Origin of the sequence: Phytohabitans aurantiacus (assembly GCF_027923225.1) — a bacterium.
Lineage (GTDB): Bacteria > Actinomycetota > Actinomycetes > Mycobacteriales > Micromonosporaceae > Phytohabitans > Phytohabitans aurantiacus.
The window spans coordinates 206902-228142 of sequence record NZ_BSDI01000009.1 but is presented as its reverse complement, the minus strand read 5'-3'; the positions used below and the strand labels follow the sequence as shown (position 1 = coordinate 228142).

At 71.5% G+C, this 21241-nt stretch carries 18 protein-coding genes and 1 pseudogene; 3 read left to right on the top strand and 16 right to left on the bottom strand.

Annotated features, from left to right (window positions below):
- Positions 1–4 precede the first annotated feature (4 nt).
- From QMG73_RS13000 to QMG73_RS46375, 10 genes and pseudogenes are all read right to left on the bottom strand, one after another.
- Entirely contained in the window at positions 5–712 is a 708-nt protein-coding gene (locus tag QMG73_RS13000; protein WP_281895034.1) for an ABC transporter ATP-binding protein, read from the bottom strand.
- On the bottom strand, positions 713–1432 hold the full coding sequence (locus QMG73_RS12995; protein ID WP_281895032.1) for an ABC transporter ATP-binding protein: 720 nt from the start codon (positions 1430–1432) through the stop codon (positions 713–715).
- Positions 1429–2334, bottom strand: coding sequence for a branched-chain amino acid ABC transporter permease (locus QMG73_RS12990; RefSeq protein WP_281895029.1), 906 nt, complete (start codon positions 2332–2334; stop codon positions 1429–1431). The genes QMG73_RS12995 and QMG73_RS12990 overlap by 4 nt, the downstream gene beginning before the upstream one ends.
- Positions 2331–3206, bottom strand: coding sequence for a branched-chain amino acid ABC transporter permease (locus QMG73_RS12985; protein WP_281895027.1), 876 nt, complete (start codon positions 3204–3206; stop codon positions 2331–2333). Before QMG73_RS12985 ends, QMG73_RS12990 begins: the two co-directional genes overlap by 4 nt.
- Entirely contained in the window at positions 3207–4382 is a 1176-nt protein-coding gene (locus QMG73_RS12980) for an ABC transporter substrate-binding protein (protein ID WP_281895025.1), read from the bottom strand. It lies immediately after the preceding gene.
- 7 nt (positions 4383–4389) lie between these two features.
- Positions 4390–4785 carry a roadblock/LC7 domain-containing protein gene (locus QMG73_RS12975; RefSeq protein ID WP_281895075.1) on the bottom strand — a complete coding sequence of 132 codons (396 nt, stop codon included), beginning with the start codon at positions 4783–4785 and terminating at the stop codon, positions 4390–4392.
- Positions 4785–7355: a sensor histidine kinase gene (locus QMG73_RS12970; protein WP_281895024.1), complete on the bottom strand. Its 2571-nt coding sequence runs from the start codon at positions 7353–7355 to the stop codon at positions 4785–4787. Before QMG73_RS12970 ends, QMG73_RS12975 begins: the two co-directional genes overlap by 1 nt.
- A 205-nt stretch (positions 7356–7560) precedes the next feature.
- Entirely contained in the window at positions 7561–8835 is a 1275-nt protein-coding gene (locus QMG73_RS12965; protein WP_281895022.1) for a cytochrome P450, read from the bottom strand.
- 117 nt (positions 8836–8952) lie between these two features.
- Complete coding sequence (locus QMG73_RS12960) at positions 8953–9579, bottom strand: zinc-binding dehydrogenase (RefSeq protein ID WP_281895020.1); 627 nt, start codon at positions 9577–9579, stop codon at positions 8953–8955.
- 118 nt (positions 9580–9697) lie between these two features.
- Positions 9698–9796, bottom strand: a pseudogene (locus tag QMG73_RS46375) (NADPH:quinone reductase); the annotation flags it as partial.
- A 164-nt stretch (positions 9797–9960) separates the two neighbouring features.
- Here QMG73_RS46375 and QMG73_RS12955 point away from each other — a divergent pair.
- Entirely contained in the window at positions 9961–13596 is a 3636-nt protein-coding gene (locus QMG73_RS12955) for a S8 family serine peptidase (protein ID WP_281895019.1), read from the top strand.
- Positions 13597–13653: 57 nt separating this feature from the next.
- Here the strand turns inward: QMG73_RS12955 and QMG73_RS12950 are convergent, their stop codons facing one another.
- Positions 13654–13953 carry a helix-turn-helix domain-containing protein gene (locus tag QMG73_RS12950; protein ID WP_281895018.1) on the bottom strand — a complete coding sequence of 100 codons (300 nt, stop codon included), beginning with the start codon at positions 13951–13953 and terminating at the stop codon, positions 13654–13656.
- Positions 13950–14303 (bottom strand): type II toxin-antitoxin system RelE/ParE family toxin, encoded by a 354-nt coding sequence (locus tag QMG73_RS12945; RefSeq protein WP_281895015.1) that lies wholly within the window; start codon positions 14301–14303, stop codon positions 13950–13952. The genes QMG73_RS12950 and QMG73_RS12945 overlap by 4 nt, the downstream gene beginning before the upstream one ends.
- Before the next feature lie 101 nt (positions 14304–14404).
- On the opposite strand from QMG73_RS12945, the gene QMG73_RS12940 reads away from it, so the two are divergent.
- Positions 14405–15217, top strand: a complete 813-nt coding sequence (locus QMG73_RS12940) for a DUF1206 domain-containing protein (RefSeq protein ID WP_281895013.1) — start codon at positions 14405–14407, stop codon at positions 15215–15217.
- 17 nt (positions 15218–15234) lie between these two features.
- On the opposite strand, the gene QMG73_RS12935 is transcribed toward QMG73_RS12940, so the two are convergent.
- The gene (locus QMG73_RS12935; RefSeq protein WP_281895012.1) at positions 15235–17826 is read right to left on the bottom strand and encodes an AAA family ATPase; all 2592 of its coding nucleotides are present in this window, start codon (positions 17824–17826) and stop codon (positions 15235–15237) included.
- 73 nt (positions 17827–17899) lie between these two features.
- Between QMG73_RS12935 and QMG73_RS12930 the strand changes: the two genes are divergently transcribed.
- On the top strand, positions 17900–18811 hold the full coding sequence (locus QMG73_RS12930; RefSeq protein WP_281895010.1) for an NADP-dependent oxidoreductase: 912 nt from the start codon (positions 17900–17902) through the stop codon (positions 18809–18811).
- Between the two features lie 197 nt (positions 18812–19008).
- Here QMG73_RS12930 and QMG73_RS12925 read toward each other — a convergent pair whose 3' ends face one another.
- The 3 genes from QMG73_RS12925 to QMG73_RS12915 form a co-directional block, all read right to left on the bottom strand.
- Positions 19009–19377 carry a YciI family protein gene (locus QMG73_RS12925; protein WP_281895007.1) on the bottom strand — a complete coding sequence of 123 codons (369 nt, stop codon included), beginning with the start codon at positions 19375–19377 and terminating at the stop codon, positions 19009–19011.
- An 87-nt stretch (positions 19378–19464) separates the two neighbouring features.
- The gene (locus tag QMG73_RS12920; protein WP_281895005.1) at positions 19465–20694 is read right to left on the bottom strand and encodes an RNA polymerase sigma factor; all 1230 of its coding nucleotides are present in this window, start codon (positions 20692–20694) and stop codon (positions 19465–19467) included.
- A 4-nt stretch (positions 20695–20698) separates the two neighbouring features.
- Positions 20699–21124 (bottom strand): YciI family protein, encoded by a 426-nt coding sequence (locus QMG73_RS12915; protein ID WP_281895004.1) that lies wholly within the window; start codon positions 21122–21124, stop codon positions 20699–20701.
- Positions 21125–21241 lie beyond the last annotated feature (117 nt).

Genomic DNA, 21241 nt, shown 5'->3' with positions numbered 1-21241 from the left:
GGTGTTACCTCCGCTGGGCGATGCTGAGCAGGGCTTCGATGGGTGCGGGATCGGCGCGTACGCCGTCCGCGGGCTCGTCGGCGATCAGGCGGCCGTAGTCGAGTACGGCGATCCGGTCGGCGAGCTGTATCGCGTGGTGGAGTTGTTGTTCGACGATCAGCACGGTCATGCCTCCGGCGGCGAGGCCAGCGATGACCTCCCGCACCCGGCTGGCCACCTCGCCGGCGAGCCCTTCGCAGGGTTCGTCGAGCAGCAGCAGTCGCGGCTGGGTCAGCAGCGCGCGTGCCAGGGCGAGCATCTGTTGCTCGCCGCCGGAGAGCTGGTTGCCCCGGTGCCCCAGGCGCTGTGCCAGCCGCGGCATCAGGTCGAGGACGCGGCCGACCGTCCACATCGGATTGTGCCTTCCGGCAAGGGCCAGGCGCAGATGCTCCGCCACCGTCAGGCTCGCGAAGACGCGCCGCCCCTGCGGTACCAGGCCGACGCCGGTGCGGGCGATCCGGTGCGCGGGCTTCCCAGCGAGGTCCACATCGGACACTGTGATGGTGCCCGAGTACGGGCGCAGCAGGCCGGCGATCGCGTGCACGAGCGTGGTCTTGCCGGCACCGTTGCGCCCGACGATCGCCTGGATCCGCCCGGCTTCGACGGTCAGGGCGACGTCGTGCAGCACGGTTCCACCGCCGTACCCGGCGTTGAGCCCGCTGATCCGGAGCACTCAGATCACCGCCTCGGGCTGCCGCGCGGCGTACGCGGACTGCACCGTCGAGGATGCGCGGATCTCGTCGGGCGTACCGGTGGCGACGTACTGGCCGTCGCGCAGCACGGTGACCCGGTCGGCGAGGGCGTACACGAGGTCGAGACGGTGCTCGACGAGCAGCACGGTCACGGTGCGCGGCAGTTCGCTGAGCACCGCACTGAGCTGCGAGAACTCGACCGCTGACAGCCCGGCGGCCGGCTCGTCGAGCAGGAGGAGCCGGGGCCGGCCGGCCAGCGCCATGGCGATCTCCAGTTGCCGGCGCTGGCCGTGCGAGAGCCGAGCGGCGGTCACGTCCGGGATCGCCAGGGAGGAGAGGAGCTTGCGAGCCTCCGGCAGCGTCCGGCGGTACCCGCCGCGGTGCCGCGCGCCCGCCACCGCGATATTGTCCAGTGTGGACAGCGACGGCCAGACGGCCGGTCGCTGGTGGATGCGCCCGACGCCGAGCCGAGCCCGGCGCGCCGGTCCGAGGCGGGTCACGTCGCGGCCTGCGAACCGGATGCGCCCACCGTTGGGACGCGACACGCCGGCCACGAGGTCGAGCAGCGTGGTCTTGCCCGCGCCGTTGGGCCCGATGACGGCGTGCCGCTCCCCCTCACCGATCCGCAGGTCGATCCGGTCCAGTGCGACCAGCGACCCGTACCGGCGCGTCAGCGCGTCCACTTCGAGCAGGCCCCTCATGTGACCGCGCTCCGCAACCTGAAGCGGAGCCGCGGCAACGCGTACGCCGCCACGATGAACAGCGCGCCGAGCAGGAGCGGGCCGCGTCCGGGCAGCAGGCCCGAGAGCCAGTCGCGGGCGGCGAGCACTACAGCGGTACCGGCGATGGCGCCGACCACCGAACCGGCCCCGCCGATCACCACACCGAGCAGCAGCAGCGCCGCGATGTCGAACCCGAAGTCGGCCGGCGACAGGTACTGCTGCGTGGTGACCAGCAACGAGCCCGCCAGCCCCGCGATCGCCCCGGCCGCGATGTACGCGATGGCCAGGTAGGCATTCACCGGATGCCCGCTGGCCCGCATCCGGGCCTCGTCGTCGCGGCAGCCACGCAGGTACATGCCGGCGGGGCCACGCAACAGCAGGACGACCACGCACAGGACGATGCCGACGACGGCGAGCGCGTACAGGTATCGCGCCCGGTCCGTGTCGAGAACCGGCAGTCCCCACAGTGGGCGGGGCGACGCCATTCCCGCGAGCCCGTCGGTGCCACCGGTCACCGAACGCCACCGGCTGGCCGCTGTCACGGCCAGTTCACCGATCGCCAGCGTGATCATGAGGACGACCACGCCGCGGGCGTACACCACGAGCGGGGTGGTGAGCGCCGCGAACGCCGCGCCAACGCAGGCTGCGGTCAAAAGCTGCACCACACCAACCGAAGAAGAGTGTGCCGCCGCGTACGCGCCCGCCGCGAACGGTGCTGTCTGCCCGAGCGTTGGCAGCCCCGCGACGCCGGTCAGCAGTGCGACGCTCGCCGCGACGAGCCCGAGTACGAGGATGCGGGCGAGCGTCGCCGTGGTGTACGGGTCGGCGAGCCACGGCGCCGCGACGGCTGCCAGCAGTGCCGGCGCGATGAGCCACTTCATGCCGGGCTCCAGCGCCGGATCAGTCCGTGCGAGCGGGCCGCGAGGACGGCCGCCATCGCCGCGAAGAGCAGGAATGGTGCGGCGGTCGGCGCCAGGGCTACGCCGAGCGTCTGGATCTCACCGACCGCGAGCGCGGCGAGGAGGGTACCGCCGACCGAGCCGAGTCCGCCCAGTACGACGACCACGAGCGAGAGCAGCAGGACGGTGGCGGCGGTGCTCGGGCCGGGGCCGATGATCGGGGCGCCGAGCACGCCGGCGGTACCCGCGAGCGCCCCCGACGCGGCCAGCACGCCGAGGCGTACCCGCGCCGGGCTCACGCCGAGACACGCCACCATGTCGGGGTCGTCGACCGCGGCACGCACGAGCATGCCGGCCCGGGTGCGGTTCACCACCGCGTGCAGTGCGAGCGCGAGCGCCGCCGCCACCACGATGAAGACCAGCCTGTACCCGGCGTAGGCGTGCCCGGCCAGATCGACCGGCCGGTCCACTGTGGCCGGTACCCGCACCGGAAGGTTCTCCGCGCCGAACGCCATCACCAGCAGGCTGCCGCCCGCGAGGGCCACCCCGAACGTGAGCAGCGCCTGGGTCAGGTGGTCGCCGCGCGGTACCGCGGCGAGCATGCCGGACAGCGCGGCGCCACCGGCGGTCGCGGCGCCGACCCCGGCGGCGAGAGCCAGCAGCAAGGCCAGCCAGCTCCCGTCGCTCAGGGTCGCCGCGACATAGGCGCCGATCGCGTACAGCGTGCCGTGCGCGAGGTTCAGGATGCCGGCCACCCCGAAGGAGAGCACCAGCCCCGAAGCCACGACGAACAGCAACAGTCCATATGCGACACCGTCGAGCGCCGGAATCAGGTAAGGGTCAACCCGATCCATTCATTTCCCAACCGTGGCGAGGTCGGTCACGACCATGTTGGACAGTGCACGCCCGTCCTGCCGGACCTGGCGCAGGTACCACTTCTGCACGGGCGAGTGAGTGGTCTTGGAGAACTGCCAGGCACCGCGCGGGCTGTCGATCTGCCCGAGCTGACCGATCGCCCTGTTGATCGACTCAGGCGTCGGGTTGTCACCCGCAGCGCCGATCGCCTTGTCCAGCACGGCCGCCGCGTCATACGACGCCATCGCGTACGTGGTGGGCGGGCCGTCGTGGTTCTCCTTCCAGGCCGCCACGAACGAGCGGTTCTCCGCGTTGTCGAGGTCGGGCGAGTAGTTGAGAACCGAGAAGATGCCCCGTGCCGAGTCGCCCTGCGCGTTGAGCACGCCGCCCTCGGTCAGGAAGCCCGCCGCGTACAGCGGAAGGTCCTTGATCTCCGACTGGGAGTACTGCTTCACGAAGTCGATCGCGGCGGTGCCGGCGTAGAACGTGTAGACCGCCTTGGCGCCGGACGCCTTGATCTGCGCGAAGTACGGCGTGAAGTTGGTCGTGGTGGGGAATGGGGTGAACCGCGTCTTGCCGTCCGCGTTCGCGAGCGTGCCACCCGCCTTGGTGAACGCCTCGGTGAAGCCCTTCAGCTGGTCATGACCTCCCTGATAGTCCGGCCCGATGGCGTACACCGAACCTTCGACGTGGTCGCGCACGTACTGCGCCACGGACGCGCCGGTCTCCTGTGACAGGTACGACGTGTGCCAGACGCGCGACACGTCCTTGAACACCGGCCGGGCGTTGGCGCCGATGAACGGGACCTTCGCCTCGGTCAGCACCGGGTACACGGCGGCCGCCGAGCCACCGCCGACGATGCCGGTCACCACCGACACCCTGTCCTGCTTGACGAGCTTGGTCGCGGCGGGCACCGCGGTCGGCGGCCCGTCGCCCTCGTCGGCCACGACCAGCTCGATCGGGTGGCCGCCCAGCTTTCCGCCATGGGTTCGCAGATAGAGCTGGAAGCCGTCACGCATGTCGGTGCCGATCGCCTGGTACGTGCCCGACAGCGACGCCAGCAGGCCTACCTTGATCGTCCCGGGCGACCCTTCCGGTTCGCCCCCACACCCCACGGCGGCGACCGCCGTGCCGAGCGCGAGCAAGCCGGCCAGAATCTTGCTGCGATACATCATTCTCCCTCTACCTGAGTGCTCCTCGAGCCGCTGGGGTCAGCGCCTCGCCGATCCGGTTCGCCAGCTCCGTCATCTCGTACGAGACCTTTCCGACGTCGCAGGTCGGGGTCGCCAGTACGAGCAGGGACGCACCGTCGTTGAACGACATCGAGAACATGAAGCCGCCCTCGAGCTGGGTCACATTTGAGATCACCGCGCCCGCGTCGAAGAACGCCGCCGCGCCGCGGAGCAGGCTCACCAGGCCGCTACCGGTCGCCGCGAGCTGATCGGCGCGGTCCGGCGGCAGGTCGCGCGTGGCGGCGACCATGAGACCGTCGGCGGAGATGGCGATCGCGTGGCTGACATCGGGAGCCCGCTCGGCGAAGCTGTCCAGCATCCAGCCGAGATCTCCGTAATTGGTGATCACTGTCGTTCTCCAGTCTTCGGGTCCGTTGCGGGTTTGCCATTGACGACCACCGGGCGGCGCGCGGCCACGCCACGGGCGTACGCGGACATGGCGGCGGCGACCTGCGCGGGGTCGCGCTGCTCGGAGCGGTCATCCCGGTCAGCGGGCGCGCTGATGCCACCGGGTACGAGGTGGCGCTGCGGCTGCCGGATCGGCAGGCCCGACGGGGTCTTCGACTCGACCTGCGGCATCAGAGCCGCCTCGGCGGCGGCCCAGCCGTGGTCGCCGGGCGTCTCCCAAGCACTGCCGCGATAGGTGGTGGGCGCGGCCTCCGGCACCGGCGCGGGCTCCGGCGGGTCGGGCAGGGGTTCCGTGTGACCGTTGCCGTTGCCGTTGCCGTTGGTGTCCGCCGTACTGCCGGCACGGAACCAGCTGTTCACCTGCTCGAAGATGAGGAGCTCCTCGGTCTGGTCGTCCTCCCTGCGGGGCGGAGGCCGGCGGGAGGGCGGCGGGCCTCCATACCCGCCGCCCCCGCCTGGGGCCGGGGCTGGTGACATGGCCACCGGAGCGGACAGCGTCACCGGCGGCGACACCGGTATCGGCAGTACGGACCCCGACTGGAATATCGGCGCGACGGGCAGCGCCCGCTCGGCGCCCCGGCTGCGGTACGCCGCCGCGCGCGGCAGGTCGGCGGGCGGGCGGCCGGCGGCTGGCAGTTGCGCTTCCGGCGGTATCGGCTTGATGATCGCGCCGGGCAGGGAGACCTCGGCGATCGTGCCGAGCTTCGGGGCGGGCCGCAGCTCCACCGTGGCCCCGAGGCGGTTGGCGAGCTGCCCGACCACGACCAGGCCCATCGCGCGGACCGCCGCGACGTCGATGGCCGGCGGGTGGGCGACCAGCTCGTTGAGCTGCGCGAGCCGTGCGGGTGGCAGGCCGACGCCCTCGTCGCTGATCTGCACGATGACCCGGTCGCCGAGCCCGCGCGCGGTGACCCAGGTGTCGCTGCCCGGCGGGGCGTACGTGGTGGCGTTGTCCATTAGCTCGGCGAGCAGGTGCACGACCTCGTCGACCGCGTCCGGCATCACCGCGACGTCACCGTCGACGACACCGAGGCGGATGCGCGTGTAGTTCTCGATCTGCGACATCGCCGCCTGCAGCACCATGGGCAGCGGCACGTCCTCGCGGCGTACCCGGCCGACACCAACCCCGCCCAGGACCAGGAGGCTGGCGTTGATCCGCGCCATCCGGGTCGCCAGGTGGTCCAATGTGTACAGTTGCTGCAGCCGCTCGGGGTCGGTCTCGTCCTTCTCGACCGTGTCGACCTGTGCCAGTACCGCGTCCACCAGACGCTGCTCGCGGCGGCTGAGATGGATGAAGATGTCGGCGGTGTTGGCCCGCATGACGGCCTGCTCGGCCGCGGTGCGCACGGCGGCTCGGTGTACCGCGCTGAACGCTTGGCCCACCTCGCCGATCTCGTCCTTGCTGAAGCGTTCGAGCGGGGCGACCTGCATCGCCAGCGCCTCCGGATGCACGGCCGCGCGATCCGCGCTGCGCAACTCCGCCACCAGGTGGGGCAACTCGTTGAACGCCACCGTGTTCGCCGCGTCCCGCAACCGCCGCAGGCGGCGCGTGATCTGGCGGGCGACCGCCCACGTCACCACGAGCGTGAGCAGGAGCGCGACGAGCATCGCGACGCCTTCGAGGGCCGCGCGCTGGCGCTGGTCGACCCGGGCCGCCTCGATGTCGACCCGCACCGCCGCGTCCACCCGCTGCTGCACCTCGTACAGCCGGCGCGCCTGCGCCTGGGTCGCGGTGATCCACTGAGCGGTGTCGAGCCTCAGCTCGTCACCGGCGCGGGCGCGCGACACCTCGTCCTGGAGGCGTTGCAGCGCAAGGATCTCCTCGCCGCTACCGGCCTGTTCCCACCAGACCCTCCACTGTGGCCTCGCGAGGCCGAGGAACGTGAGGCTCGACTCGGTGAAGCCGGTGCGCGCCGCGGTGATGTCCTGCTGGAGCGCGGATGTGAGCTGGCCGGCGGCGAGCGCCCGCATGACGGCGACCTGCTGCTGGCCGATCGCCTCGCCGGCTTTCGCGAGGGCGGCGGCGGCCCGGATGTCGTCGGCGATGTCGGTCGACGCCACGCCCTGCGCGGTGGCCTCCCGGTACGCCAGCAGGTCGGCGACGACGATGCGATAGCTGAACGTCATCGCGGAGACCGAGGCGTTGGCGGCCGTGCGGACCTGGGCGCGCAGGGGCGCGAGCCCGGACAGCGACGAGTCGATCCGGTCCAGCACGGCGCCCATTCCGGACGAAACAGGGGGCACGAGGGCACGCTGGCGCCGGTACGCCGCGACGGCTTCGTCGCTCGCGGCGGTCTGCTCCGCGAAGGCGCTCTCCTGGCGCGGCGTGCCGTTGGTGAGCAGGTCGGCAGCGGCGACGCGTTCGCGCTGAAGCTGGTACGCCAGCGCGCCGGCGTCCGTGGCCAGGTCGGACAGGACGCCGAGATCGCTGGCACGGTCTGCCTGCCGGACGCTCGCGGCGAGCGCGAACCCGGCGAAGCCCACCACCGCGACCAGAGGTGCGATCACGATGATGCGCAGCCTGGAGGCGATTTTCCAGCCTCTCAGGCGGTTCGGATACTGATGATCCGCATGGGCTTGCGTGGCTGACACCAAGGCCGGCTCCCACGTGTCGTCAACATTGATCAAGCTGACTGTGTGGGTGAGCCGTGCGATCCTGTCGCACAAAAAGTGCGACGATTGCGACGCCTGGTATCGACGCCCGTACCCAGCGCTATGCGGCGAGCACCTCCTCTTCGCCGGTCGCGTGCACGCCGACCGGGTCGACGATCACCGTCAGTGCCCGATGCGCCCGGAAAGCAACATTCGGCTTATACGAGCGAGCGTGGCCGGGCGTCAGGCGGAGCCCCGGCACCGCCGCGGCGAGGTGGGTGAGCGCGGTCTGCGCCTCCAGCCGGGCCAGCGCGGCGCCGATGCAGAAGTGCGGGCCGTACCCGAACGACACGTGGTCACGCACGTCGGCGCGGTGCGGGTCGAACCGGTCCGGCTCGGCGAACACGGCCGGGTCGCGGTTGGCCGCGCCGATCAGCAGCAGGCACCGCGCGCCCGCCGGTATCGTCACGTCGCCGATCGTGACGTCGCGGCTCGTCATGCGCAGCCAGCCGTCGATGGCGGGTCCAAATCGGAGGGTCTCTTCGACGTATCCGGGCACGATCGACGGGTCGGCGACGATCCCGTCCCACCGGCTCGGGATCGCGAGCGCGTAGTCGAGGCAGTGCGCCAGCAGCCCGGACGTGGTCTCGTGGCCGGCGACCAGCAGGTTGAACGCGAGGCTCGCCACCTCGGACTCGGTCAGCACGCTGTCGTCGCCGTCGCGGTATCGCAGCGCCCGGCTGATGTAGTCGCTGCCGAGGTGTCCACTGTGGTTGACCCGGGCCACCAGGTCCTGGCAGTACCGCCAGAAGTCCAGCAGGCCCTGCGCGAGCCGCACCTGCTCGTCGGGGCTCGGCTGGCCCCAGACCAGCGCGATCTGCCCGTCGGACCAGCGCTTGATCTGCGCGATGTCGTCTTCGGGGACACCGAGGATGTCGAGCACCACGAGCAGCGGCAACTCCGCCGCGAACTCCGGAATCAGGTCGACCACCGCGCCACGCCTGCCAGCGATGCGCGATACCAGCTCGTCGACCCGCTTCCGCACGATGGGGCCGAACTGCTCGTCGACCCGCGCCGCCGTGTTCGGGAACGTCGCGCGCAAGGCGCGGCGAGTGCGCGGGTGGGTGGGGGGATCGGCGGCCGCCGTAGTGGGCGGCGCGTCGATTTTCATGACGATAGCCAACGCTTCCGGACACATCTCGTAAACCGGCGCGAGAGTCAACGCGTTCTGGAAAGCGTCATTGTCGCCCAGGGCATTTCGGACGTCGGCGTGCCGGCTGATCAGCCACAGGTTGAGGTCGTCGGCGTAATGCACCCGGTCCGTGTCGCCCAGCAGCGCACGCCAAATCGCCGCCGGATGGACCAGGTAGGCGCCAGAGAACGGTTTGAGCTCCACGGGTTGCCTCCGGGATTTCTACGTTGAGGCAACCCAAGCCAACACGTCAAGCCATTCCGATGTGCCATTGTTTTTTGGCTCACGTGCAATTTGCAGATAGCATTTTCGCGTTCGCCGTTAAACCACGAGAAGTGTCTTGCCAACGGTCGCTCGCGACTCTATCGCGGCGTGCGCCGCGGCGGCCCGATCCAGGGCAAAACGCTGCCCGATCACCGGCCGCAGCCGCCCTGCCGCGGCCTCCGCCAGCGCGCTCTCGGTCAGCTCGCGCAGCTCATCCGGAGCCGGCCGGCGCAACCCGATCAGCGTCACGCCACGCTCGGCGGCCTCGTCCTCGGAGACGCCGGCCCAGGCGCCGCTCGCGAGGCCGTAGCTCAGCATCCGGCCGCCCCGATCCAGCAGCCCGAACGCCGCTCGCCCGACCTCGCCGCCCACCCCGTCGAACACCACGTCGAGGCCGCCCACCGCCTCCCGCACCCTGACCGGCCACTCCGGATCGCGGTAGTCCACCAACACCTCGGCGCCCAGGTCGCCGGCCAGCGCCAGCTTGCGCTCGCCGCCCGCCGCCGCGACCACCGTCGCACCGGCAGCGGCCGCCACCTGAACCAGCAGCGAGCCGACCCCACCCGCGGCGGCCTCCACGAGCACCCGATCGCCGCCGCGCAGCGACGCCGCGCGCGCCAGCATCGTCGCGGTCCGCCCATCCGCCAACAGCGCCACCGCCGCGTCCAGTTCCAGGGCCTGCATCAAGGTGGGGGCTGGCCCGCCGCAGCCCGGTCATCCACCTTGATGCAGGCCCGGGCTCATCGGGTACCGGTAGGAGCCCCGCCGCGTCGATGGCGACCCGCTCGGCGTACCCGCCGGAGCCGCCCGTCGACGTGATGACCCGGCGGCCCACCCACGAGGCGTCGACACCGTCCCCGGTCGACGCGACAACACCGCCCACCCCGTTGCCGGGGATCATCGGCAGCTCCGGGCGGAACGGCCCCTGGCCGGTGGCGCGGAACGCTCTCATGCCGACCAGCCTGCTATCTCAAGCGCGGTTGAGGTCAAGTTTCACTTTCGGGAACGCGGCGGGCGCCTGCGGACAAGAACTCATTGACGGACTTCCCGATTCGAGGAGAGCGCATGAGAAGACGTACCGCAGCCATCGCGGTCGTCGGGATCGCCGGCCTGCTGGGAGCGCTGGCCGTGCCGCCCGGCCACGCCGGGTCACGCCCGGCGGCGGCCGCGCAGGCCAGCCAGGAGCACTGGGTGACGCTGATCACCGGCGACCGGGTACTGGTACGCCAGACCGGCGGCCGCACCGACGTGACGGTCACGCCCGCACAGCGCCCGGGACCGGCCGGTTTCGTGGAACTCACCCGGCGCGGCGACCGGTACGTGGTGCCCGCCGACGCCGCCCCGAAGCTGCGGGCCGGCATCCTGGACTGGGAGTTGTTCAACGTTTCCGGCCTGGTCCGGCAGGGGTACGACGACCAGCGCACCGCGAGCCTGCCGCTGCTCGTGAAGTACACGGGCACGCGTTCCGCCGCCCCCGAGGGCACCACGCTCCGGCGCGCGCTCCCCAAGGTGCGCATCGCGGCCGTCGACGAGAAGAAATCGACCGCGGCCGCCTTCTGGCGCGGACTCCCGGCCGGCATCCAGAAGGTTTGGTTGAACGCCAGGATCCGGGCCAGCCTCGACGAGAGCGTCACCCGCATCGGCGCGCCCGCCGCGTGGGCGCGCGACCTGACCGGAGCCGGCGTGACCGTCGCCGTGCTCGACACCGGCATCGACGCCGACCACCCAGACTTCGCGGGGCGGCTCGGCCCGACGAAGGACTTCTCCGGCAAGGGCAATGTGGACGATGGCAACGGGCACGGTACCCACGTCGCGTCCACGGTCGCCGGCTCCGGAGCGGCGTCGGACGGCAAGTACAAGGGGGTCGCGCCGGGCGCCACGATCGCGGTCGGCAAGGTCCTCGACGACTCCGGTGACAGTACGGCCGACACGGTCATCGCCGGCATGCAGTGGGCGGCCACCGAGGCCAAGGCGAAAATCGTCAACATGAGCCTCGGCGGTCGCCCCACCGACGGCTCCGACCCGGTGTCCGATGTGCTCAATACGCTGTCCCGCGAGTACGGCACGCTCTTCGTCGTGGCGGCCGGCAACGACGGCGTGGACGAGGGCGTGTCCAGCCCAGCCGTCGCCGACGAGGCGCTGGCGGTCGGCAGCGTGAGCAAGAGCGACGTGCTGAGCGGGTTCTCCAACCGGGGGCCGCGGCTCGTCGACGGTGCCGTCAAGCCCGACATCGCGGCGCCCGGTGAGGCGATCGTCGCGGCCCGGCCGTCCGGCGTACCGCCCCGGGGCGAGCCGGTCGGCGACGCGTACCAGCGGTTGGACGGTACCTCGATGGCCACCCCGCACGTGGCCGGCGCCGCGGCGCTGCTCGCGCAGCGGCACCCGGGCTGGAAGGGCGACGCTCTCAAGGCGGCGCTGATGAGCACGGCGACCGAGGTGCCGGACGCCGGGCCGTACGCGGTCGGCACCGGCCGGGTGGACGCCGACCGGGCCACCCGCCAGGCGGTCACCGCGACCGGCAGCGTCTCCGCGTACCTGCGCTGGCCCAACCTTCCCTCGCCCAATCAGGGTGCCCGCGAGGAAAAGGTGGTCACCTGGCGAAACACCGGCCCGGCCGGCGTGACGCTGGCGCTGGACGTAAACCTCACCGAGCTCGGCGGTCTTGTCTCGCTCTCCGCGAGTTCGGTGACCGTGCCGGCGGGCGGTACCGCCTCGGTGCGGCTCACGGTCGCCGCGCGGGCCGGCGCGCATGGCACGTACAGCGGCATCCTGACCGCCCGCGGCGCGGATGGCACGGTCACCCGCACCGCCCTGTCGGTGCGGCAGGAGCCGGAGCTGTACGACCTGACGGTCAAACTGGTGGACCGCAACGGCACACCGGTGTCCGATGAGGACTCCGGGAGTGTCATCATCTTCAACCTCGACGACCAGGAGTTCGACCACCGGGGCGGCCCGGGCACCGTCCGGTTGCCGCCCGGCCGGTACGCGCTCCACAGCGTCATCACGACGCCGCGCACCGGGCGGGAACCGTCGTACAGCTTCATCTCCCACCCGGAGCTGACCGTCGGCAAGGACACGACGGTGACGCTGGACGCCCGCGACGGCAAGCCGGTCTCGGTGACGCCTCCCAATCCGGCGGCGCGCGGCGGCAACCACATCGTCAAGCAGAACAGCCGGATCACGTCCTGCGACTGCATGTTCAGCGTGACCAACGACCTGGATCCGCGGCTCCAGGAGGCGTACGCGGCGACCGTGCCGGGTACCGCCTCGCCCTCGTTCGCCTTCGCACAGTCCAGGCGGGCGTACGAGCCGCGCCTGGAACTGTTCACCCGCGGCGCTCAACGGTTCGAGGTCGCGGCCGGCTGGCTGCGCGGCTCGCCCGAGCCCGCGGAGCAGGCCAACCTCACGGCCGTGTACGGAGGCGCGGGCACGCCGGAAGACCTCGCGAAGATCGACGCCAGGGGGAAGCTGGTGTTGTTCGAGGTGCCGGGCGAGACCACGTACGAGGAGGTCTACCGGCGCACCGAGGACATCAAGAAGGCCGGAGCCCGCCTGGCGATGGTGAACGTCGCGGACGAGCGGGCGTACGCGCTCCTCGACGAGGTGCCGGAGGAGGAGCCCGGACCGGCGCTGCCCACCCTGCGGGGCTACAGCGTCACCGGTGCTCGGTTCGCCGCGCTGGTGAAGGCCGGCGCCACATCCGTGTCGTACACCAGCCGGCCACTGTCCGCGTCGCGCTACGAGTTGGCGTACGCGGTGCGGGGCAAGGTCACGACGCCCCAGGTGCACCGGCCGCGCACCCGCGACCTGGTCGCCGTGCGCACCGCGTACCACGACAACGTCGCCGACTCCCGCCGTTACTTCGCGGCGAACACGGAGATCGCCGGTGTGTGGCTGGGCGGCGGCTGGACCGGGGTGACGAAGGCACCACAAGAACGGGTCGAGTACTTCACACCGGGCACGTGGGAGCTGCATTCCAACGGGTACTGGGGTCCGCGCGACGAGATGCACGAAACGGTACGGCTGGAGGCGGGTGGGCAGTACAGGCTCGCCTGGAACAAGGCGGTCAGCGGGCCGGCCTTCCCCGACGGCTCGTACGCCGTGCGGCGCGACGGCGCGCTGGACGTCACGCTGCCCATGTACAGCGACGGGGCCGGTCACGCACGCATCCCGTTCGACTGGGACACCGATACTGGCTCGATCAAGCTGTACCGGGACGGCAACCTCGTGGGTGAGGAGCCCGTGCCGCACCACGCCCGGTTCGCGGTCCCGCCGGAGCCGGCGACGTACCGCCTGGAGGCGACCACCAGCCGGTCCGTGGACTGGTGGCCCTTGTCGACATCGGTGTCGGCGGCGTGGACGTTCCGCTCCTCGGCGGCGGGCGAGGGCGCGGCGCTTCCGCTGCTGACCGTGCGCTTCGACCCGGCGGTGGACCTGCGCAACCGGGCTCCGGGCGCAAAGGCGTTCCGGTTTCCGGCGACGGTGAGCGGCAGCGGCGCGCGGGTCACCTCGCTGGCGGTCGACGTCTCGTACGACGACGGCCGCACCTGGACACCCGCCACCGTGACCCGCTCCGGCGGCCGCTGGTCGGTGGCGGTGACCCACTCGGCCACCGGCTACGCCTCGCTACAAGCCCAAGCCACCGACGCGAACGGCAACACTGTCACCCAAACCATCCTCCGCGCCTACGCCTTGTCGTGATCAAAGCCCTGATCACCGCAGCGTTCACCGATGGGGTGATCAGGGCTGGTCTGGCCCTCAGGCCGCCGCCGTCCGTGGTGTAAACCGCACGTCGAGTCGCACATCGAGCGCGCGTGCCAAGCGTTCGAGAACGGGAAGCGTCGGCACGGTGCCACCCGCCTCGAAGCGCGCTACCGCGGACTGCGTCATGGCCGCCGCGTCGGCGAGCTGGCGCTGGCTCCACCCTCGCTGCTCGCGCAGTTCACGAACGGCACGCCCCAGTTCGAAGGCGAGCCGTGTCGCCTCGTACGCCTCGGCGGCACCGGGCTCCGCCAACCGCCGCTGCCGCAGGTCCCCCCACTGCTCCCGCTCGCTCACGCGACCTCTCCCTCACTGATCCGGTGCGCCTCGGCCCGGCATCGTGCCATGGCCCGGCGGGCCCGCTCGACCTCGCGAAACTCCTGCCATCTGCTCTTGCGAAACACGGTCAGCAGGATGATCCGTCGATCGGGCGCTATCCCGTACGTAATCCGCATCGCGTCCTGATCAAGATAGAACCGCAACTCTCGTAGCTTGCCGTCAAGCTGCTTCGTGTACGGCTCGCCGAGCAGCACTCCCTGCTCGGCGAGCAGGTCGACGTAGAACGCCGCCCGGGCGAAGTACATGGTGGACAAGCCTTCCAGCCACTCGCGTACCTCAGGTTCGAGTTCGACTGTACCCCAAGACATAGCATCGATGCTATTACTTCACCGATAGCTCGTGGTGCCCCGGAAACGGGAGAGGGTTGTCAGCCGGTTTGAGAACGGTGGCGTGCGGTCAAGTTCTGCGCATGGCTGACGTGCGACTCACGGCCTCCCGCGTGGAAGGCAGTACGTTCCTGGAAGTGCTCACCCGTGCCGGTTTCATCGGATACGGGGTGGTACATCTGCTCTTCGCCTGGATGATCGTGCAGATCGCCGTTGGGCGCCCCACCGACGAGGGCGACCAGACGGGCGCGTTGCGCACCCTCGCCGAGCAACCGCTGGGCAAGTTCCTGGTGGCCGCCGTCGCGATCGGCATGCTGGCCATGGCCATCTGGCAGCTCCTGGAGGCGGCGGTCGGTCACCGCGAGGACCGCGGCAACGAGCGCACCCTCGAGCGCCTCGCCTCCGCCGGCCGGACGCTGGTCTACGCGTACTTCGCGTGGGCCGGCTACAAGGTTTTCACGAACGCCGACTCGTCCAGCGCCGACAAGCAGCAGGCTCTCACCTCCGACCTCATGTCGTCGAGCGGCGGCCGGTGGCTGGTGGCGTTGATCGGCATTGCGCTGGCCGCGCTCGGTGCCGGCCTGGTCTGGTACGGGGTGGTCAAGCGGTTCGAGAAGCACCTGCGCACGGGGCAGATGAGTCACGCGGCGCGGACGCTCGCGCGCCGGCTCGGCGTCACCGGATACACCAGCAAGGGTGTCGCGTACGGCATCGCCGGCATCCTGTTCGTCGTGGCGGCCGCGACGTATGACCCGAACAAGGCGCGCGGACTGGACGCCGCCCTGCACACGCTGCGGGAGCAGTCGTACGGGACGCTGCTGCTGATCGTGGTCGCGCTGGGCGTGGCGGCGTTCGGAGCGTTCTGCTTCGTGCAGGCGCGGTACCGCAAGGTCTAGCTGGGTACCCGCAAGGTCTAGCTGGAACGGGGTTCGAAGACGTCCTGGAGCTCGGCACGGCTCGCGATGCCGAGCTTCTGGTACGCGCGACCGAGGTAGTTGTTGACTGTCCGGACAGACAGGCCGAGCCGCACCGCGATCTCACGGCTCGGCAGGGTCGTGGCGAGCACGGCCACCTCGCGTTCGCGGCGGGTCAGCACAGTGCCGACGCCGTCCAGGTCCAGCAGTGGCGTGTACGCGCCCTGGCACTGTCCCGCCAGCGTCGCCGACCGTTCGAAAGAGTGCCGCGCGCTGCCGCGGCGTCCGGCGTGCCGGTGGGCGTGCCCCGCCGCGGCGGACACCTCGGCGGCCAGTAACAGGTAACCCCGTTCGGCGAAGACGGTCGCCGACCGGTCCAGCGCCATGGCGTCCCTTGTGGACAGAGCCGTGGCCGCGGCGGCCAGAAGCGCCACGAAACCACCCTCGACCTGCTCCGCGAGCACCGCCAGCCGCTCCCGCACGGTCGCCGCGGCGCCCAGCCGAGCCGCGTCGTACCGGCACATCGCCTCGATCGTGGGCTGCTCGGTGTCGCGGGCGAGGTCGGCCGCGCGGAGCGCCGTGCCCGCGGCCGCTGAGAGGCTGCCGCCGGCCGCCTCGACCCAGGCCCGGTTGAGTTCGACCCAGGCGTCGAAGAGCCGGTTCGACGGGGCCTGTGCGGCGTCGACCCGGGCCATGCAGTCGCGCGCCCCGGCCTGGTCGCCGGCCAGCGCGCAGGCACCGGCAAGCTCACCGAGGTGCACGCGGGAGATCTGGTACGTGTCGCCGTCTTCCATCAGCACGATGGCTTCCCGCAGAGCGGCCTGCGCGTCGGCGACCCGGCCACGCGCCTTGGCCACCACACCGCGGAACGCCGCCCAGAACCCTGCCATCGGCCGCGCGTCCTTGGCCACCGCCGTCCGATACCCGTGCTCGGCCACCTCGGCGGCACCGCGCAACCGCCCGGTGGCGTACCGCGCGAGGCACAAGCCGTAGCCGACCTGCGCCTGCCCCCACGGGTACCGGTCGGCGTGCGCGTCGGCCACCATCCGCCCGCGCGCGGCGATGGCGGTGGCGCGCTCGGCGCGACCAAGAAGGCCAGCGGCCAGCCCGCCACCCATCGCCGCCCAGATCACCGCCTGGTCGCTGGCGGCCGGATCCAGCAGGACGGTCTGCGCGACAGCCAGTGCCTCGTGACACCGCCCGTCGAAGAGGACTATCCACGACCGCGTGGCCTCCGACTCGGCTGAACCGGTGACGTCCAAGGCTTTCTCGGCGTTTTCGACCTGCCCGAGTCCCCAGTAGAGGATCAGCGCCCGGGTGACCGCCTGCCCGCTGTCGGCTTCCGGCGCGGCGGGCAGTACCTGGGCCGCTTCCCGGCCGCGCCCCCGAAACTGGAGGATCTCGGCGAGCAGCCAGTCTGCGGCCGCTCCGCCACCCGCACTGCGCGCCCCTCGGGCCAGCCTGTCGGCGAGCTCCAAGTCGAAGCGACCGACCGCCTGGCGGGCGGCCGCCAGCAGGACGTCCGGTCGCCACACGGTGCCCGACTGCAGCTCCCAGACGCCGGCGAGCAGTACGTCGTCGCGGCGGCGCATCGGTCCCGCCGTCAGGGCCTCGGACAGGCCACGCCAGATGGCGCGGGCCCGGCCGACCGGCAGTCCGGCGCGCAGCACTTCGCCGTAGAGGGGGTGGGCGAGCCGCAGCGCGGTGCGGGCGCCGGACCGCTCGACGACCGCCATCTCGCTGCGCTCGGCGGTTTCGATCGCGTCCACACCGGCCAGACGCTCTACAAGAGACAGTGCGAGAGGCTCGCCGCACGCGACAATTTCGAGCGCTGCCCGAGCAGCCGGATCGAGCGCCCGTAGCCGTGCGGCCACCAGCTCACCGACCCTTGCCCCGCCCGGCACCGCACCGCGCCAGCACCAGAGACCTTCGCATCGTGCCAGCGCGCCGGTCTCCAGCGCGTCCGCCAGCAATTCGCGCAGCAGCAACGGGTTTCCGCCGGCCAGCCGGCGCAGGAGCCGCAGGCTGATCGGGTCGACCGGGCCCAGTACCTCCGCGACGATCCGGTCGATCGCCTCGTCGGGCAGGGGATGCACGTGCAGCCGCTCACCGGCGTCTTTCCACAGTGCCATGACCGCGTCGCACGTCGGTTCGCCGCCGCGGACCGTGGCCACCAGGGCGGCGGCGCCACGGACGACGAGCTGGTGCAGCAGCGCGGCCGACGCCTCGTCCAGCAGGTGTGCGTCGTCGACGCCCACGACCAGGCGGCCGTTGCCAGTAAGTGCCTCGAATCGCGCGGCGACGGCGGCGACGAGGGCACCCGTGCCTCTGGGCTGCGGGCCGGGTGGCAGGAGATGCGATACCGCGCCGAACGGGATCGAGGCGGCCGACCGCGTACCGACCACCCACTCGTGGTCGCCGCCGGCGTCGGCCCAGCGGCGTAAGGCTTCCCGTGCGAGGCGGGTCTTTCCCACGCCCGCCGCGCCGACCAGTACCAGGCCGCCGCACGAGCCGGACGCCAGCGCCGCGGCCACGGATTCCAGCTCCGCGTCCCGGCCCACCAACGCCCACCCGTTGCGCCGTGCGTCCACGCCAGGTGATTCGGGCGAGCGTCACATCCGGATGACTTGACCTCAACCTCGGTTGAGATTCCACGCTGGACGCATGAAGGTAGCAGCGTTTTTCCAGCCGGGTGGCCCAGAAGTGCTCCAGCTCGCGGAGTTCGACACCCCGGAGGCCGGGCCGGGACAGGTGAGGGTGCGGGTCAAGGCCGCGGGCGTCCAGCCGTACGACGCGGCGGTGCGCGCCGGTTGGGTGCCACCGGGCAAGGGGCCGGAGCTGCCGAAGGTACCGGGCAACGAGTTCGCGGGCGTGGTGGACCAGGTCGGTGCGGGCGTCACGAGTGCCGCGCCCGGTGACGAGGTGCTCGGCTTCGGCCAGCTCGACGCGTACGCGGAGTACATCGTCGTGCCCGCCGACCAGGTAACCGCCAAGCCGGCGTCGATGCCGTGGGAGGTGGCGGGCGGGTTCACCGCCGGCGCCCAGACCGCGCACATCGCCCTGCAGGAGCTGGCCGTGAGCGGGGGTGACACGCTGCTGATCCACGGTGCCGCCGGAGCGGTCGGCACGGTGGCGGTGCAGCTGGCCGTCGCGTGGGGCGCGACCGTGATCGGTACCGCCCGCGAGGAGAACCACGAGTACCTGCGATTGCTCGGCGCCATACCGGTGGCGTACGGGGAGGGCCTGCTGGACCGCGTCCGCGCGCTCGCGCCCGACGGGGTGACCGTGGCGCTCGACGGTGCCGGTGGCGACGCGCTGGCCGTCTCGCTCGCACTGGTAGCCGACCGGAAGCGCATCCTCACGCTCGTGGAGCACGACAAGGCCAGCGAGCTGGGCATCAGGCTCACCCCGCCGCTGCGCTCCCAGGCACGCCTCGCCGAGCTGGTCGACCTGTACGCCAGGGGTGACCTGCGCGTTCACGTGCGCGCCACGTACCCGCTGGAACGCGCCGCGGACGCCCACCGCGAAATCGAGACCGGCCACGGCCGCGGCAAGCTCGTGATCACCCTCCCCTGAGCCTCGGCGCGCCCGCGAGCGCCCCGCGCGCTTGCGCGCCCCGCGCGCTTGCGCGCCCCGCGCCCCGCGCCCCGCGCGTCGCGGCCGCGCTTGCGCGCGACGCGGCCGCGCCCGCCGATCAAGGGCGAATGCACGCGGTTCGATCTCTTTTTCGCGTGCATTCGCCCTTGATCGATGCGATCGCCCTTGATCGGCGCCTACATCTCGCTGCCCGCGAAGAACATCACCGGGCGTACCTCGATGCCGAGACCCTCGATCTTCGCGTCAGGGATCATGCCCGCCAGCTCGATCGCGCGCTCCTTGGTCTCGCAGTCGATCAGGTAGTACCCGCCGAGGAACTCCTTCGACTCGGCGAACGGCCCGTCGGTCACGACCTGCTCGCCGCCCCTGGACCGGACCACCACGCTGTTCGACGGGTCAGCCAGGGCGTTGGTGCTGATCATCTCGCCCGACTCCCGGATCGTGCGCATGAACTCCTCGTGGCCGCTCCCGATCGCGTTCCGCTCCTCCTCGGAGAGTGCCTCCAGGACGCTCGGGTTGACATTCATGATCAACAGATACTTCACGCTGCTCACTCCCTGTTCGTGGCTCCGTCGGTGTGCGCTTTCACAGATGGGTCGGAGCCCGCCCCCGATTCTCGACACCCCTCCGGCTCATTTTTCGGGCGGTGCGAGTCGTGCTGCTCGGGCGTTCAGGTAGCGCTGGCGGGGCAGGCTGGTCGTGCGGCGCGCCGCTGCCAGGTACGCCTCGCGGGCGGCCACTTCGTCGCCGGCCATCTCCAGCAGGTGCGCCCGGACGGCGTACGGGCGGTGGTCGGTGGCGAGGCGATCGTCGGTCGCGAGCTTGTCGAGCAGCGTGAGACCGGCCCGCGGGCCGTGCGTCATCGCCACCGCCACGGCGTGGTTCAGCGCCACCATCGGGTTGTCCGACAGCTCCAGCAGCACCTCGTACAGGGCCACGATCTGCGGCCAGTCGGTCGCATCGGCGGTCGGTGCCTCGTCGTGCAGGGCCGCGATGGCCGCCTGGACCTGGTACTGGCCGGTGGGCCCCTTCGGCAGGGCCTCGCTGACCAGGGCGACCCCCTCGGCGATCTGCTCGGCGTCCCACCGGTTGCGATCCTGCTCGGCCATCGGGATCAGTTCACCGTTAGGCCCGGTTCGTGCCAGGCGGCGGGCGTCGGTGAGCAGCATGAGCGCGAGCAGCCCGGTGACCTCGGGGTCGTGGGGCAGCAGCCGGTGCACGATCCGAGTCAGCCGGATCGCCTCCGCTGCCAGTTCCACGCGGTGCAGGAGCGGGCCGGTCGTGCTGGCGTACCCCTCATTGAAGATCAGGTAGAGCGCGTGCATTACGGCGGCGAGCCGATCTCCACGCTCGGCCGCCGGCGGCAGGCCGAACGGGATGCCGCTCTCCTTGATCGACTGCTTCGCCCGGGTGATCCGGCGCGTCATCGTGCTCTCCGGCACCATGAACGCGCGGGCGATCTCGCCGGTCGTGAGCCCGCCGACCGCGCGCAGCGTCAGCGCGATCTGCGACGCGGGCGACAGCGCCGGGTGGCAGCACATGAACAGCAGCACGAGCGTGTCGTCGGCGTCGGCGGTGTGGGAGCCGGTGAGCGGCAGTTCGCGCCGCCAGACCTCGTCTTCGCGGCGGCGCCGGGCCTGCTCGGCGCGGAGCAGGTCGGTGAGGCGCCGGGCGGTCACCGTGATCAGCCAGGCGCGGGGGTTGGCGGGTACCCCATCCTCGGCCCACTGGGTCGCGGCGGCGAGCAGCGCCTCCTGTACCGCGTCCTCGGCCAGATCGAAGTGCCCGTACCGGCGCACCACCGCGCCGAGAGCCTGCGGTGCCAACTCGCGCAGCAGGACCTCGACGCGGTCGCCGGCCATGTGATCAGCTCTCGGTGTCGTCGGGGCCCTCGTCCATCGGCCGCACGTCGACATACCAGGTGCTCATGTCGATGCCGGCCGGCGCGGGGCAGAGCGTGATCTGGGCGGCGAGCTCGGTGGCGCGGTCGAAGCTGGCGCACTCCACCACGTTGTAGCCGGCCAGCACCTCCTGGGTCTCGGCGTACGGACCGTCGGTGACCACCGGCACGCCGTCCTTCAGCCCGGTGATGCGGCGCGCGTGGACGGGCGCGGACAGTGCGCGCGCGTCGACGAACTCGCCCGAGTCGATCAGCGCCTGATTCCACTTCCCCATGTAGTCGTGCATGGCCGCCACCTCTTCCGGCTGCCACGCCGGCGTGCCGGGGCTGCCCTTGCCGGCCATCGCGTCGTAGTCGCGCTGGGAGGCGTACAGCATGATCATGTACTTCATGGTGGCTCCTCTCGGCGGCGCCCGTGCGGCGCCTTCACCCGGGACGTCGGCGCCGCGGACCCGGACCGGACATGAACCGCCGCCGGATCGCAAGAAATCCTAAGCGCGACGATCGCC

Coding starts and splice junctions, on each gene's coding strand:
- QMG73_RS12995 (WP_281895032.1), bottom strand. CDS start 1,432: ATGAGGGGCCTGCTCGAAGTGGACGCGCTGACGCGCCGGTACGGGTCG.
- QMG73_RS12990 (WP_281895029.1), bottom strand. CDS start 2,334: ATGAAGTGGCTCATCGCGCCGGCACTGCTGGCAGCCGTCGCGGCGCCG.
- QMG73_RS12985 (WP_281895027.1), bottom strand. CDS start 3,206: ATGGATCGGGTTGACCCTTACCTGATTCCGGCGCTCGACGGTGTCGCA.
- QMG73_RS12980 (WP_281895025.1), bottom strand. CDS start 4,382: ATGATGTATCGCAGCAAGATTCTGGCCGGCTTGCTCGCGCTCGGCACG.
- QMG73_RS12960 (WP_281895020.1), bottom strand. CDS start 9,579: ATGCAGGCCCTGGAACTGGACGCGGCGGTGGCGCTGTTGGCGGATGGG.
- QMG73_RS12955 (WP_281895019.1), top strand. CDS start 9,961: ATGAGAAGACGTACCGCAGCCATCGCGGTCGTCGGGATCGCCGGCCTG.
- QMG73_RS12945 (WP_281895015.1), bottom strand. CDS start 14,303: ATGTCTTGGGGTACAGTCGAACTCGAACCTGAGGTACGCGAGTGGCTG.
- QMG73_RS12940 (WP_281895013.1), top strand. CDS start 14,405: ATGGCTGACGTGCGACTCACGGCCTCCCGCGTGGAAGGCAGTACGTTC.
- QMG73_RS12930 (WP_281895010.1), top strand. CDS start 17,900: ATGAAGGTAGCAGCGTTTTTCCAGCCGGGTGGCCCAGAAGTGCTCCAG.
- QMG73_RS12920 (WP_281895005.1), bottom strand. CDS start 20,694: ATGGCCGGCGACCGCGTCGAGGTCCTGCTGCGCGAGTTGGCACCGCAG.
- QMG73_RS12915 (WP_281895004.1), bottom strand. CDS start 21,124: ATGAAGTACATGATCATGCTGTACGCCTCCCAGCGCGACTACGACGCG.